The organism is Shewanella avicenniae, assembly GCF_017354945.1.
In the GTDB taxonomy this organism is placed as follows: Bacteria; Pseudomonadota; Gammaproteobacteria; order Enterobacterales; family Shewanellaceae; genus Shewanella; species Shewanella avicenniae.
This window is the reverse complement of record NZ_CP071503.1, coordinates 2,992,325-3,005,641: the sequence shown is the minus strand read 5'-3', so window position 1 is coordinate 3,005,641 and position 13,317 is coordinate 2,992,325. Positions and strand designations below refer to the sequence as shown.

Below are 13,317 nucleotides of genomic sequence, written 5' to 3'. Positions count from 1 at the left end.
TTGTTGGCAACTTATTTGCATTAACTGGTCATAATTGAACAGCACTCGTCAAATCTCTGACGAAGGAGTTAAGTATGCAAATCGGTGGCAATTCATTACTGCAGGAAATGCAATCACTTCAAGGTGAAATCGCACCCGCCTCTGGGTCCATTTCGCCGTCTCCTCTTCGTAACGTTGCGAATTCATCTGGCGCTGAGTTTGCTGACTTACTCGCCCAAGCGGTTGGCCATGTTAGTGGCTTACAGACTACTGCAGGCGACCTATCTCGCCGCTTGGATATGGGCGACACCACTGTCACCTTGTCTGACACTGTGATTGCGCGTGAAAAGTCCAGCGTCGCCTTTGAAGCAACCGTACAAGTGCGCAATAAGCTGGTTGAAGCTTATAAAGAAGTCATGAGCATGCCTGTATAGGCTGTATCGTCAATTTAGTTAGCAGGTAATTATCGTGGCCACAGACTTAGTCGTAGACCCAAATGGCGCCGGATCAGTTGTAGACGCAGGGGCTCAGCAAGAACACAAAATGGGGATGATGTCCTCCTTTGGCAGTGCTGACACGCTAAAGCAGATCACCATGATCCTCACGCTGGCAATCCTGTTAGCGGTTGCTGTGTTTATCGTGATTTGGGCGCAAGAGCCAGAATATCGTCCAATCGGGAAGATGGACACTGAGCGGATGGTACAGGTGCTGGATGCGCTGGATAAAAACCGCATTCCGTACAAGCTTGATGTTGATGTGGTCAAAGTGCCCGAAGATCAGTATCAACAAGTGAAAATGATGTTGAGCCGTGAAGGGATCGACAGCGGTAATGCCGATAAAGATGATTTCCTCAATAAAGATTCAGGTTTTGGTGTTAGCCAACGCTTAGAACAAGCGCGGCTGAAACACAGCCAAGAGGTTAACTTAGCCAAAGCGATTGAAGAGCTAAGCAGTGTGAGCCGCGCCAAAGTGATTTTAGCGCTACCGAAAGAGAACGTGTTTGCTCGCACTCAAGCACAACCAAGCGCCACCGTGGTGGTCAACACCCGCCGTGGCGGTTTAGGCCAAGGCGAAGTGGATGCGATTGTTGATATCGTGGCGTCTGCCGTACACGGCATGGACCCAACCAAAGTCACAGTGACTGATGCCAGTGGCCGTTTATTGAATTCGGGTAGCCAAAATGCCATTTCTGCACGTGCACGCCGCGAATTGGAAATCGTGCAGCAAAAAGAAAATGAATATCGCAGCAAAATTGAGTCGATTCTGATCCCTATTCTGGGGCCTGAAAATTTCACCTCACAAGTGGATGTGAACATGGATTTCACGGCGGTTGAGCAAACCGCCAAACGATACAACCCAGATCTGCCTGCACTGCGCAGCGAAATGACCGTAGAAAACAAATCCGTCAATGGCACCAATGGTGGCATTCCAGGTGCGTTAACCAATCAACCGCCTATGGAATCTAATATTCCTGAAACAGCGACTGGTAACGGCAATAATAAGCCGAGTGCTCAAAGCAGCCACAATGAAGCGACCCGCAACTTTGAGTTGGATACCACCATTAGTCATACCCGCCAGCAAGTGGGTGTTATCCGTCGTGTTAGCGTGTCGGTGGCGGTAGATTTTAAAGCCGGTGCTGCGGCAGACGATGGCCAAGTATCTCGGGTACCTCGTACTGCTGAAGAGATGACCAATATTCGTCGTCTGTTAGAAGGTGCCATTGGTTTTAGTGATCAGCGTGGCGATGTGATTGAAGTGGTCACAGTGCCATTTATGGATCACTTGGTTGATGAAGCCCCTGAAGTGCCAATGTGGGAACAACCTTGGTTCTGGCGCGCGGTGAAATTGGGTATTGGTGCTATCTTGATCCTAGTGCTGTTCCTGTTTATCGTACGCCCCATCATGAAGAAGCTGATTCTGTCAGATGATAAACATATGCCAGATGAGCCAGGATTCGGCCATGAATTGGCAGACATTGAAGATCAGTTTGCGGCAGATACTTTGGGTATGCTAGGCAAACAAGATGCGGAATACTCTTATGCAGAAGATGGCTCAATTTTGATCCCTGATCTGCATAAAGATGATGACATGATTAAAGCGATTCGTGCTCTGGTGGCCAATGAACCTGAGCTTTCTGTTCAAGTAGTGAAAAACTGGTTACAAGACGATGCCAAATGATACTAATGAAAAAACATCAAATTTTGATGTTAGCTCGCTAACTGGCGTAGAAAAAACCGCTATTTTATTGCTCAGTCTTAGCGAGTCGGATGCAGCGTCAATTTTAAAGCATCTTGAGCCTAAGCAAGTGCAGAAAGTGGGTATGACCATGGCCAGCATGGCTGATTTTGGCCAAGAAAAAGTACAGGGCGTGCATAAGCAGTTTCTGGATGAGATCCAAAAATACTCATCAATTGGCTTTAACAGTCATGAATTTATTAAGAAAGCGCTGACGGCGGCTTTGGGTGAAGACAAAGCGGGCAATCTGATTGAGCAGATTGTCATGGGCTCGGGTGCCAAAGGTTTGGATTCATTGAAATGGATGGATGCCCGCCAAGTGGCCAGCATTATTCAAAACGAACACCCGCAAATTCAAACAATTGTGTTGTCTTACTTAGAGCCGGATCAAGCAGCGGAAATTTTCTCGCAATTCCCTGAAAATACCCGGGTTGATTTGATGATGCGTATCGCCAACTTGGAAGAAGTGCAGCCCGCGGCGTTGCAAGAGTTGAACGACATCATGGAGAAACAATTTGCCGGTCAAGGTGGGGCACAAGCCGCCAAGATGGGTGGTTTGAAGGCGGCAGCCAACATCATGAACTACCTCGATACCGGTATCGAAAGTCAGTTGATGGAAACCATGCGCGAATCCGACGAAGAGATGGCGCAACAAATCCAAGATTTGATGTTTGTATTCGACAACCTGATCGATGTCGATGACCGCGGTATTCAAGCCTTGCTGCGTGAAGTACAACAAGATGTGCTGATGAAGGCGCTGAAAGGCACTGACGATGCCTTGAAAGATAAAATTCTAGGTAACATGTCGAAACGTGCTGCTGAATTGCTGCGTGATGATTTGGAAGCGATGGGCCCAATTCGTGTCAGCGAAGTGGAAGTGGCGCAGAAAGAAATTCTGTCGATTGCTCGTCGTCTTGCTGATGCCGGTGAAATTATGCTCGGTGGCGGCGGTGGCGACGAGTTCCTCTAGGAATAAGCTGATATGGTCGAACATAAACAGATGCACAATTTGGCTGATGAGGCAGAAAACGTCGACCGCTGGGAACTCCCTGACGTTGGCGCTTCATTAGTTTTACCTGACACTGATGTGTTTGGCCGTAAATCACCTAGCGCAAAACCAGCCGCGCCAACCAAACCTATTACGCCGCCGACCATGGCTGAAATTGAGCAAATCCGTCAAGAAGCGGAACAAGAGGGTTTTGCTCAAGGCCATAGTGAAGGGTTGGAGAAAGGACGTGAAGAAGGGCGCTTACAAGGCTTCGAACAAGGTCACGCCGAAGGCTTTGAACAAGGGCAAGCTCAAGGGTTCGCTGAAGGGTTAGCTCAAGCCCATGCATTAATTGAACGCTTCGATAGTTTTTTATCCCAGTTTGAAGCGCCATTAGCATTGGTGGACAACCAAGTTGAACAGAGTTTGCTCGCGTTAGTGCAAACCTTGGTTAAAACCACGGTACATCACGAACTAACCACTCACCCAGAACAGTTGCTTGCGGCATTACGTATTGGCGTTGAAGCCTTACCTATGCGTGAACAACGAGTGGATATCCGCTTAAATCCCGACGATTTGCAGATGGTTGAGCAGCTTTATGGGGCAGAGCAACTGCAGAAAAACAATTGGCAACTGCAGAAAGACCCTGCGTTAACCGCTGGTGGCTGCATTATTGAATGTCGTCGCTCGCAAGTGGATATGCAGCTTGAACCGCGCTTAGCCGCAGCATTATTGCCCTTAGAACAGCAACAACAACAGTTGCAACAAACTGAGCGACAACTAAAAACTGCGATTGCGCAACACATTGAACAACATAGCCAAGTAGACACTGATGCTGAGGTGAGTGATGACCAATCCGCGTCAGACCCAACTGCTGAATAGCCTCAATTCGTTACAGCAAAAAATCCCGCCTTATCGGCCAGTGTCCAGTGGCCAGTTAGTGCGTGTTGTCGGCTTGACCCTCGAAGCCAGCGGGTGCCGAGCGCCTGTTGGTAGTCTATGCGAAATTGAAACCAGTGAAGGCGTCTTGGATGCCGAAGTGGTTGGCTTTGATGACCAATTGCTTTATCTGATGCCTGTCGAAGAACTGCGGGGCGTGGTGCCCGGTGCTCGCGTTACCCCCAAAGGCCAACAAGCAGGTTTGAAAGTCGGTATGCAGCTATTAGGTCGGGTGCTCGATGGTAGCGGGTTGCCGCTGGATGGCCTCGGTCCTGTCACAGCAGATCAACGAACTTCTACTCATGCACAACCGATAAATCCATTGGCTCGCCGTGCGATCTCAGAACCGCTGGATGTAGGCGTGCGTGCAATTAACTCCATGCTCACCATCGGCAAAGGCCAGCGTATGGGCTTGTTTGCCGGTTCCGGCGTGGGTAAAAGTGTGCTGCTCGGAATGATGACTCGCGGTACCTCCGCCGATGTGATTGTGGTGGGCTTAGTGGGTGAACGTGGCCGCGAAGTAAAAGAATTTATTGAAGAGATCCTCGGCGTTGAAGGTCGAAAACGCTCGGTAGTGATTGCAGCACCAGCCGATACCTCGCCCTTAATGCGCTTGCGCGCCTGCGAAACATCAACCCGTATCGCGGAGTATTTTCGCGATCAAGGGTTGGACGTGTTGCTGCTGATGGATAGCTTGACCCGTTATGCTCAAGCGCAGCGGGAGATTGCCCTCGCCATTGGTGAACCACCGGCAACTAAGGGTTACCCACCATCAGTGTTTGCCAGATTGCCGCGATTGGTTGAACGCGCCGGTAACGGCGGTGACGGCCAAGGCTCCATTACGGCGTTTTATACGGTACTTACTGAAGGCGACGATCAACAAGACCCGATTGCCGATGCCTCGCGTGCGATTCTTGATGGTCACATCGTGTTATCACGTAGTTTGGCGGATTCTGGCCATTATCCGGCGATTGATATTGAAGCCTCGATCAGCCGTGTTGCGCCGATGGTGATTTCAACCGAGCATTTAGAAGCGATGCGGCGAGTGAAGCAAACGTATTCGGTGTACCAGCAAAATCGCGATCTTATCTCTATCGGTGCCTATTCTCAGGGCAGCGATCCACGTATTGATAATGCTATTCGGTTGCAACCCGCAATGAACGCGTTCCTGCGTCAGCGAATGCATGAAGCGGTTAGCTTTGCCGACAGTACCCTAATGTTGGGACAGCTGGCGGCCCAATGTCGAGTTTAGCGAGTAGCCTATGGCAAAAGATCCATTACTGACTGTGCTCAAATTGGCGCAAGAAGCGGAAGAACAAGCCGCATTGAAACTGAAAGCTGCGCAGTTGGAACATCAACGCCGCAATGCACAGTTGCAGGCGCTCAATGGCTATCGCCTCGATTACATGAAACAGTTGTCGGACAAACAAGGACAGCAGATCCGTGCTGAGGCTTACCAGCAGTTTCATCGTTTTATTCAGCAAATTGATAGCGCAATTAAACAGCAAAATGCCGTGGTTCACGATGCGGAACAGCAAAAATTACATCGACAAAAATATTGGTTGGAAAAGCAACAAAAACGTAAAGCGGTGGAATTGTTGTTAGCTAAGAAAGCCGCTGCTGCCGAAGCTAAACAGCTTAAACAGGAGCAGAAGATGACCGACGAGTTTGCTTCGCAGCAGTTTTATTGCCGTAAGCGCAATACCAATGATCTCAACGAGTATTAATTGCGCGTTACGACTGAGCTTCACGTTGGTTGGCTCGGAACTTGCTTTAATGCGTGTGAACGCCAAATATCAGCTGCCTAGCGCAGAGTCAAAACGCGTTGGGAAGCCTTGGAGGATCACATGCAGCAGTTAGCGAGCCAAATTTCATCGAGCAGTAATAATGCACCGAAGCTGGGGGCCGCGGATGGCCTGTTGTCCACGGGTAAAAGCATTGATTTTGATAATCTTCAAGAAAATCCAAGCTTTAATGAAATTTATCAACAAGCTCAAGGCAGCATAGAATCCCCTCGCAAGTCCAAAGAATTTCTCGCCCCTTATCAACCTAAGGCATCGACCAAATCGCAAGCGGCTAATGCTGTGGCAGATGCGGACGACAGCGATGCGGTAACTACGACGCTGCAACAGATTGCCCTAGGAAAAATGTTGCCGTCTGCGGCGCAACAGCAAGTCGCCACTGCTGATAATGACACTGTTACCAATATTGATACTTTTACTAATATTGACCCTGAGACTGAAGTTGCCGCGACCGAGTTAGTCCAGCAGTTGGCCGGATTATCCCCAGCAGAACAAGACCAACTGCAAGCAATGATAGCCAAATTATTGGCTCAGTTGAGCGGTGGTGACGCCGCAGAAAAGGGTGATTCTGCGCAAGATGCCGATAGAGTTGTCGCCAATAATGAGTCTGCCGAGAGTTCAGCAAAGGATGATGCAACGTTATTGGCGCAACTTAATGCACTTGTCGCCGCATTGATGCACCCTCAAGCTAAACCTTTGGCTAACGAAGCCGTTGATAAGGTCGGTGCTAATGTAAACGATGACGCCGCAGACATTAGCCTTGAGCAATTATTAGTCAATCTGGAACAGCCGATTACGGTTACTGATGCTTCATCGACTGCTGATAAGTCAGAGTCTACTGATGAGGACATATCAGCTGAAGATGGCTCAGCTTCTAGCCTGGAAACAGCAGCTACTGCCAGTGCGCTTGTGGCGGATGATCTAATCGCAACCCCAGCAGAGTCAAACCTCGCAAGTAATAATGTCGTTAAAGATCAAGACGAACACAAAATCGAACAGTTAGCCATTGCTGTGTTGAGTTTTTTGGCGCAGGCCGCAGAACAAAACGTTAGTGAACATGCGGCGCAGCCATCATCTGCAGTAAATGTAGAACCTGCGGTTGTGACTAATTCGATGGCTGACACCATTAATAAGGGCCAACAGGCATTGCTACAGATGTTGTCGCAACGACTGGCGACAACTAGCAATGCCACAAATGATGCTCCGCAAGGGCCGGCAACTGCTGTCAGTGCTGCTCAAGGGGATGTTGATTCTAGCTTTGTTGACAAGGTGATGCAGCTTGTAACCAATGCAGATGCGACTAACACCCATGCCGCAACGATGTCGCCGCAAATGAAATTCACTGCACAAATCGAGGTTGATTCGATGGCTGCCGTGAAAGATCTGCAAGCGACGCAAATGCATAACCTGCAACAACAGCAAACACAGTCGCCTGCTTCAGTTCATCTATCATTAAGACAGGCAAACGAGGCGCAAGTTAATCAGCAAGAGCTGGTGCAACGGTTTGCGCCGGTAATGCGTCAGCAATTATTGACTATGGTCAAAGATGGAATTCAACACGCAGAGATCCGTTTAGATCCTCCCGAGTTGGGTTCTATGACTGTAAAAGTGCAAGTGCGCGGTGACCATACGCAAGTGCAATTCCATGTAACACAAACGCAGGCGAAGGATTTAATCGATCAGGCAATGCCTCGGTTAAGAGATATGTTGCAACAGCAAGGAATGAACTTGGCTGACAGCCAAGTATCCTATGGCGGCTCTGGACAACAATCCCAAAGTGGCATGGCAGGAGGGGGGAGTTCTGCTGCCGTTGGGGAATTTGGCGCAGATTCTGATGAAAGTTCCACCGAAGTAGCAAATCAGGCGCTAAATATTTCAGAGAGTTACGCTTCTGGTATAGATTATTACGCATGAGAAGGTAACCTATTAGCACCTCAGGTTTAATGCGTCAGGCAAGGGTATACAAATGGCAGAGCAACAGCTAGAACTGGCAGAAAAAGGCGGAAAGAGTAAAAAGATGCTGTTTATTATCATCGCCGTGGTGGTGATTTTAGCCGGTGGTGGTGCTGCTGCATTTTTCTTACTCGGTAGTAGCGAAGAAGCGCCTGCTGCGGCAGAGACTGCTGCGCCCGCTGCTACAGATCCTGCTGCGCCTGCGATGGGCAATGCTGCTTATGTGCCGATGCCCCGCCCATTCCTGTTTAACGTTGCCGGTGCTGGTCGCTCGCGTTTAGTAGAGATCAAAGTGCAGCTAATGGTGCGTGGTGAAGAAAACGAAATCACGCTGCAAAAGCATATTCCACTGGTTGAAGATGCACTGCTGACCACCTTTAGTGGTGCCAGTGAAGAGAAACTCAGTACGCTTGCGGGCAAAGATGAATTAAGACAAGTGGCATTATTAAACGTACAAAATACGCTGCAACCTATCACCGGTCGTAAAGTGGTAGAGAAAGTGTTGTTTACTGGATTCGTCATGCAGTAATGCTGCTGAATGACGCGAAACGCTAGGGCGAAATTGTGAGCGATATATTAAGCCAAGACGAAATTGATGCGCTACTTCATGGCGTAGATGACGTTGAAGAAGAAGAGATTGATGCTGGTGGACAGACAGCGATATCTTACGATTTTTCTTCTCAAGATCGTATCGTCCGTGGGCGCATGCCGACGCTGGAAATCGTTAACGAACGTTTTGCGCGTCACTTACGGATTAGCATGTTTAATATGATGCGTCGTACCGCTGAAGTGTCAGTTAACGGCGTACAGATGCTGAAATTTGGTGAATATGTCCATACCCTGTTTGTACCCACCAGTTTGAACATGGTGCGCTTAAGTCCTCTGAAAGGCACGGGCTTGATCACCATGGAAGCACGGTTAGTGTTTATTCTGGTAGATAACTTTTTTGGTGGTGATGGCCGCTTTCATGCCAAAATTGAAGGCCGTGAATTTACTCCAACGGAGCGGCGTATCATTCAGTTATTGCTGAAGATTATCTTTGAAGATTACAAAGATGCCTGGGCACCGGTGATGGATGTTGAGTTCGATTATCTCGACTCTGAAGTGAACCCGGCGATGGCCAACATTGTGAGTCCGACCGAAGTAGTGGTGGTGAGCTCATTCCATATCGAAGTGGATGGTGGTGGTGGGGATTTCCACATTACCATGCCATATTCGATGATTGAGCCGATCCGCGAACTGCTGGATGCCGGGGTGCAAAGTGATAAGCAAGACACCGACATGCGCTGGTCACAAGCGTTGCAAGATGAAATCATGGATGTGTTGGTGAATGTTGACGCGCGTTTAATCGAAAAGCAGGTGACATTACGCGATGTCATGGAACTGAAAACCGGCGACATTATTCCGGTGGATATGCCAGAACATCTGGTGATGAAAGTAGAAGATCTGCCATCCTACCGTTGCAAATTGGGACGTGTTAAAGACAATTTGGCACTGCAAATTGCGTCGAAGATCCCTCGACCAGAAACAGTTAAAAGCGAGCTTCAATTAGTGATGCGTAAAAACAAATCTAAAGATATCTCTGAAATATAAGGTTTATCAGTATGAGTAATGATGAGATGGACGATTGGGCCGCAGCAATGGCTGAGCAGGCTGAAGAAGAGGCGAAAGCGGTCGAGCTTGAAGAGTTTAGCAACGATAAATCAAAAAAATTAACTGATGAAGAGTCCGCTAAGCTTGATTCAATTTTGGATATTCCGGTCACCATTTCGATGGAAGTTGGCCGCAGCCTAATCAGTATTCGTAACCTGCTGCAGCTGAACCAAGGCTCAGTGGTAGAACTGGACCGTGTTGCAGGTGAACCGCTGGATGTTATGGTTAACGGTACCTTGATTGCTCACGGTGAAGTGGTCGTGGTCAACGATAAATTTGGTATTCGTTTGACCGACGTTATCAGCCAAACTGAACGGATTAAAAAGCTTAAATAACGCTATGATAACCATATTAGCTGCAGCCTCGACCGTAACGACTACGCCAACCACAACACCGCGCGCTGGCGTCGATTTCACCGCGATTGTTGGCATGTTCGGCGGGCTCATCTTTGTGCTGTTGCTAATATTTTTGCTGGCCTACGCCGTCAAACGGCTGAACTTGGTGACCGGTAATAACGCTGCCATTAAAGTCAAAGCGCAATCTGCGTTAGGCCCCAAAGAGCGGGTGGTGCTGATAGAGTTAGATGGGCAACAGTATCTTCTCGGCGTTACCTCGCAGCAGGTCACCTTGCTCGACAAGTATGATTCACCGGTCAATATTGAAACGACCTCATTTTCGCAAAAACTCAAGCAGGTGAGGGCGCAACAACAATGAAGTGGTTAACGGCATTTTTTTGTACGGCAGCGTTGGCATTGGGTGCACTGATGCCCGAGCTGGCTTGGGCGCAGGATGGTTTGTTCCCGGCTGTAACTGTCACAACCGGCGCTGATGGCAACACTGAATACTCAGTGACCATGCAAATTCTGTTGTTGATGACCGCGCTGAGTTTCTTGCCAGCGATGCTCATCATGTTGACCTCGTTTACCCGTATCATTGTGGTGTTATCGATTTTACGACAAGCGATCGGCTTACAACAAACGCCTTCAAATCAGGTACTTATCGGTATTAGCTTGTTCATGACGTTTTTCATCATGAATCCAGTGTTTGAAAAAATCTACGATAACGCCGTGCAGCCCTACATGAATGAAACCATTACGCTGCAGCAAGCCTATGATGCCGCCCAGAAACCGCTCAAAACGTTTATGTTGTCGCAAACCCGCAATACCGATCTCAATTCGTTTATCGAAATCTCTGGCTATCAAAACATTACCACCCCGGAAGAAACACCGATGACGGTAGTCATTCCGTCGTTTATTACTAGCGAACTTAAAACGGCATTCCAAATAGGGTTTATGCTTTTTATTCCGTTCCTAGTGATTGATCTTGTGGTTGCCAGTATTTTGATGGCGATGGGGATGATGATGCTATCGCCAATGATTGTCTCGCTGCCCTTTAAAATCATGCTGTTTGTGCTGGTGGACGGTTGGACGCTGGTGATGGGTACCCTCGCTGGCAGTTTCGGGAATTAGGAGGACGTATGTCACCTGAAGCCTTTGTCGATGTTCTACGAGAAGCTTTATCCATCATCGTGGTTATTGTGTCGGCAGTGGTCGTCCCGAGCTTAGTCGTGGGGCTTATCGTGGCCGTATTTCAGGCGGCAACCTCAATTAACGAACAGACGCTGAGCTTTTTGCCCCGCTTATTGACCACCTTGTTGGCGCTGATGTTTATTGGCCATTGGCTGGTGCAGACATTGATGGATTTCTTTTTGGAGATGGTGCAGCGGATCCCGCAAGTGGTAGGTTAGCATGGACTTTTTGTTTGCTACGCTGCAACAGACCATCGCCGCTTATGCTTGGCCACTATTCCGTATATCGAGCATGTTAATGGTAATGGCGATATTTGGCGCCAGTACCACCCCAACTCGCGTTCGCTTGCTTATGGCTGTAGCCATTACCGTGGCGGTTGCCCCTATGTTGCCACCGATGCCGCAAGCCGATCTGCTGTCTATCGAATCGACCTTTATTACCATTCAGCAAATTCTCATAGGGGTGGCGATGGGATTTGTGTCGCTGATGCTGATGCAAATCTTTGTGCTCACTGGCCAGATTATTGGTATGCAAACCAGTTTGGGCTTTGCCTCGATGGTTGACCCTTCATCGGGGCAACAAACGCCCGTGGTAGGTAACTTTTTCTTAGTGTTAACCACGCTCATTTTTCTCAGCGTTGATGGGCATCTGGTGATGCTTCGAATGCTAATTGCCAGCTTTGATACCGTACCCGTATCCACCAGCGGGCTTGAAGTGGGCACCTATAAGCAAATTGGCGAGTGGGGCGCATATATGTTTGGCGCGGCGCTGACAATGTCGTTATCTTCTATTATCGCATTGTTAATCATTAACTTATCTTTTGGTGTTATGACTCGCGCGGCACCTCAGTTGAACATTTTTGCCATCGGTTTTCCGGTGACCATGATCGGTGGTTTGATCATCTTGTGGTTGACGCTTGATCAAATCATGTCCCATTTTGATGAAGTCTGGCAGGCGGCACAGGTGCTACTGTGCGACATCGCCGGCTTGCAATGTAAGCTTGATGGAGTGCCCTAATGGCGGAAAATCAGGACGGACAGGAAAAAACCGAAGAGGCCACCTCCCGAAGGCTTGAGCAGGCGCGGGAGAAAGGCCAAGTACCGCGCTCAAGAGAGTTGGGTACCTCGGCAGTGCTGCTGGCGTCTGCGTTAGGATTCGCGATTGCGGGGCCCAGTTTGATTAATGGCTTATCCAATATGATGAGAAGTCTGTTCACGATTGAACGTGACCAGATTTTCGATACCCGCAGTTTATTCAGCGTTTGGAGTGCGGTGCTGGCTGAGACTGGTCTGCCCATTTTGGGGTTTATAGCGTTTCTAGCATTGGTTGCGTTTGTAGGCAATATCGTGGTTGGTGGGGTAAGTTTTAGTGCGCAGGCGATTACGCCCAAGGGCAGTAAAATGAACCCTTTGACCGGACTCAAGCGGATGTTTGGTCTGCAAGCGTTAGTGGAACTGACCAAGGGCATTGCAAAATTCTCGGTAGTGGCCTTATCGGCTTACCTGCTGCTGACTGTGTATTTCCCCGATATTTTGAATCTGTCACAGGACCATCTTCCCGGCAATTTAATGCATGCGATGGACTTGCTGTGGTGGATTTTTACCCTGCTGTGTTTTTCAACCTTGTTGATTGTGATTATCGATGTGCCGTATCAGATTTGGAACCATAACAAACAGTTACGGATGACTAAACAAGAGGTAAAAGACGAATATAAAGACACTGAAGGTAAGCCTGAAGTGAAAGGGCGGATTCGTCAGCTGCAACGTGAAATGGCACAGCGGCGGATGATGGCCGAAGTGCCAAAAGCTGACGTGATTGTGGTGAACCCTGAGCATTATGCTGTTGCGGTGAAGTATGATGCGAAGAAAGCCGCCGCGCCCTATATCGTCGCCAAGGGCACGGATGAAGTGGCGTTTAAAATTCGTGAAATCGCCCGTGAATATAATATTGCGATTGTTTCCGCGCCGCTGTTGGCACGGGCAATTTACCACACCACTAAGATTGAACAGCAGATCCCTGAAGGGCTATTTACTGCTGTGGCACAAGTGTTGGCCTACGTATTTCAATTGCGTCAATATCAAAAAGGCCGTGGTCGTAAGCCTACGCCGATCCCGCTTAATCAACCGATTCCTGATGAGTTTAAAAAGTACTAACTGGATATTCGGTGAGTGCTATCTCGCTGAGTTTGCTCAGTTAAACAGCAATTGTGAGTAGTGTTTGATAGGGTATCAGTCACTCA

Annotated in this window: 15 protein-coding genes; all 15 read left to right on the top strand. The window is 48.6% G+C overall.

Annotated elements, in window-relative coordinates; translation table 11 throughout:
* The first annotated feature begins 74 nt into the window (after nucleotides 1-74).
* The gene (fliE, locus tag JYB87_RS13335) at nucleotides 75-413 is read left to right on the top strand and encodes a flagellar hook-basal body complex protein FliE (protein WP_207353965.1); all 339 of its coding nucleotides are present in this window, start codon (nucleotides 75-77) and stop codon (nucleotides 411-413) included.
* A gap of 109 nt (nucleotides 414-522) precedes the next feature.
* A complete protein-coding gene (gene fliF / locus JYB87_RS13330; RefSeq protein WP_228730013.1) occupies nucleotides 523-2,157 on the top strand; it encodes a flagellar basal-body MS-ring/collar protein FliF in 1,635 nt (544 codons plus the stop codon).
* The gene (fliG, locus tag JYB87_RS13325; RefSeq protein WP_207353963.1) at nucleotides 2,147-3,184 is read left to right on the top strand and encodes a flagellar motor switch protein FliG; all 1,038 of its coding nucleotides are present in this window, start codon (nucleotides 2,147-2,149) and stop codon (nucleotides 3,182-3,184) included. The genes fliF and fliG overlap by 11 nt, the downstream gene beginning before the upstream one ends.
* A 12-nt stretch (nucleotides 3,185-3,196) precedes the next feature.
* Nucleotides 3,197-4,084, top strand: coding sequence for a flagellar assembly protein FliH (gene fliH, locus JYB87_RS13320; RefSeq protein ID WP_207353962.1), 888 nt, complete (start codon nucleotides 3,197-3,199; stop codon nucleotides 4,082-4,084).
* Complete coding sequence (gene fliI / locus JYB87_RS13315; protein ID WP_207353961.1) at nucleotides 4,050-5,393, top strand: flagellar protein export ATPase FliI; 1,344 nt, start codon at nucleotides 4,050-4,052, stop codon at nucleotides 5,391-5,393. The genes fliH and fliI overlap by 35 nt, the downstream gene beginning before the upstream one ends.
* A 10-nt stretch (nucleotides 5,394-5,403) precedes the next feature.
* Nucleotides 5,404-5,868: a flagellar export protein FliJ gene (gene fliJ / locus JYB87_RS13310; protein ID WP_207353960.1), complete on the top strand. Its 465-nt coding sequence runs from the start codon at nucleotides 5,404-5,406 to the stop codon at nucleotides 5,866-5,868.
* Nucleotides 5,869-5,988: 120 nt separating this feature from the next.
* Nucleotides 5,989-7,857, top strand: coding sequence for a flagellar hook-length control protein FliK (locus tag JYB87_RS13305; protein ID WP_207353959.1), 1,869 nt, complete (start codon nucleotides 5,989-5,991; stop codon nucleotides 7,855-7,857).
* A gap of 52 nt (nucleotides 7,858-7,909) precedes the next feature.
* Nucleotides 7,910-8,425 carry a flagellar basal body-associated protein FliL gene (gene fliL, locus JYB87_RS13300; protein ID WP_207353958.1) on the top strand — a complete coding sequence of 172 codons (516 nt, stop codon included), beginning with the start codon at nucleotides 7,910-7,912 and terminating at the stop codon, nucleotides 8,423-8,425.
* A 35-nt stretch (nucleotides 8,426-8,460) separates the two neighbouring features.
* Nucleotides 8,461-9,489 (top strand): flagellar motor switch protein FliM, encoded by a 1,029-nt coding sequence (fliM, locus tag JYB87_RS13295; RefSeq protein ID WP_207353957.1) that lies wholly within the window; start codon nucleotides 8,461-8,463, stop codon nucleotides 9,487-9,489.
* An 11-nt stretch (nucleotides 9,490-9,500) separates the two neighbouring features.
* Nucleotides 9,501-9,884 (top strand): flagellar motor switch protein FliN, encoded by a 384-nt coding sequence (gene fliN, locus JYB87_RS13290; RefSeq protein ID WP_207353956.1) that lies wholly within the window; start codon nucleotides 9,501-9,503, stop codon nucleotides 9,882-9,884.
* Nucleotides 9,885-9,888: 4 nt separating this feature from the next.
* Nucleotides 9,889-10,263 carry a flagellar biosynthetic protein FliO gene (fliO, locus tag JYB87_RS13285; RefSeq protein WP_207353955.1) on the top strand — a complete coding sequence of 125 codons (375 nt, stop codon included), beginning with the start codon at nucleotides 9,889-9,891 and terminating at the stop codon, nucleotides 10,261-10,263.
* A gap of 50 nt (nucleotides 10,264-10,313) precedes the next feature.
* The gene (gene fliP, locus JYB87_RS13280) at nucleotides 10,314-11,018 is read left to right on the top strand and encodes a flagellar type III secretion system pore protein FliP (protein WP_228730012.1); all 705 of its coding nucleotides are present in this window, start codon (nucleotides 10,314-10,316) and stop codon (nucleotides 11,016-11,018) included.
* An 8-nt stretch (nucleotides 11,019-11,026) separates the two neighbouring features.
* A complete protein-coding gene (gene fliQ, locus JYB87_RS13275) occupies nucleotides 11,027-11,296 on the top strand; it encodes a flagellar biosynthesis protein FliQ (protein ID WP_207353953.1) in 270 nt (89 codons plus the stop codon).
* A 1-nt stretch (nucleotide 11,297) separates the two neighbouring features.
* On the top strand, nucleotides 11,298-12,095 hold the full coding sequence (gene fliR, locus JYB87_RS13270; protein ID WP_207353952.1) for a flagellar biosynthetic protein FliR: 798 nt from the start codon (nucleotides 11,298-11,300) through the stop codon (nucleotides 12,093-12,095).
* A complete protein-coding gene (gene flhB / locus JYB87_RS13265; protein WP_207353951.1) occupies nucleotides 12,095-13,231 on the top strand; it encodes a flagellar biosynthesis protein FlhB in 1,137 nt (378 codons plus the stop codon). The genes fliR and flhB overlap by 1 nt, the downstream gene beginning before the upstream one ends.
* Nucleotides 13,232-13,317 lie beyond the last annotated feature (86 nt).

What these genes read in the sequence shown, in the direction of transcription:
- fliE (WP_207353965.1), top strand. Translation starts at nt 75, where the DNA reads ATGCAAATCGGTGGCAATTCATTACTGCAGGAAATGCAATCACTTCAA.
- fliF (WP_228730013.1), top strand. Translation starts at nt 523, where the DNA reads ATGGGGATGATGTCCTCCTTTGGCAGTGCTGACACGCTAAAGCAGATC.
- fliG (WP_207353963.1), top strand. Translation starts at nt 2,147, where the DNA reads ATGCCAAATGATACTAATGAAAAAACATCAAATTTTGATGTTAGCTCG.
- fliH (WP_207353962.1), top strand. Translation starts at nt 3,197, where the DNA reads ATGGTCGAACATAAACAGATGCACAATTTGGCTGATGAGGCAGAAAAC.
- fliI (WP_207353961.1), top strand. Translation starts at nt 4,050, where the DNA reads ATGACCAATCCGCGTCAGACCCAACTGCTGAATAGCCTCAATTCGTTA.
- fliJ (WP_207353960.1), top strand. Translation starts at nt 5,404, where the DNA reads ATGGCAAAAGATCCATTACTGACTGTGCTCAAATTGGCGCAAGAAGCG.
- JYB87_RS13305 (WP_207353959.1), top strand. Translation starts at nt 5,989, where the DNA reads ATGCAGCAGTTAGCGAGCCAAATTTCATCGAGCAGTAATAATGCACCG.
- fliL (WP_207353958.1), top strand. Translation starts at nt 7,910, where the DNA reads ATGGCAGAGCAACAGCTAGAACTGGCAGAAAAAGGCGGAAAGAGTAAA.
- fliN (WP_207353956.1), top strand. Translation starts at nt 9,501, where the DNA reads ATGAGTAATGATGAGATGGACGATTGGGCCGCAGCAATGGCTGAGCAG.
- fliO (WP_207353955.1), top strand. Translation starts at nt 9,889, where the DNA reads ATGATAACCATATTAGCTGCAGCCTCGACCGTAACGACTACGCCAACC.
- fliP (WP_228730012.1), top strand. Translation starts at nt 10,314, where the DNA reads ATGCCCGAGCTGGCTTGGGCGCAGGATGGTTTGTTCCCGGCTGTAACT.
- fliQ (WP_207353953.1), top strand. Translation starts at nt 11,027, where the DNA reads ATGTCACCTGAAGCCTTTGTCGATGTTCTACGAGAAGCTTTATCCATC.
- fliR (WP_207353952.1), top strand. Translation starts at nt 11,298, where the DNA reads ATGGACTTTTTGTTTGCTACGCTGCAACAGACCATCGCCGCTTATGCT.
- flhB (WP_207353951.1), top strand. Translation starts at nt 12,095, where the DNA reads ATGGCGGAAAATCAGGACGGACAGGAAAAAACCGAAGAGGCCACCTCC.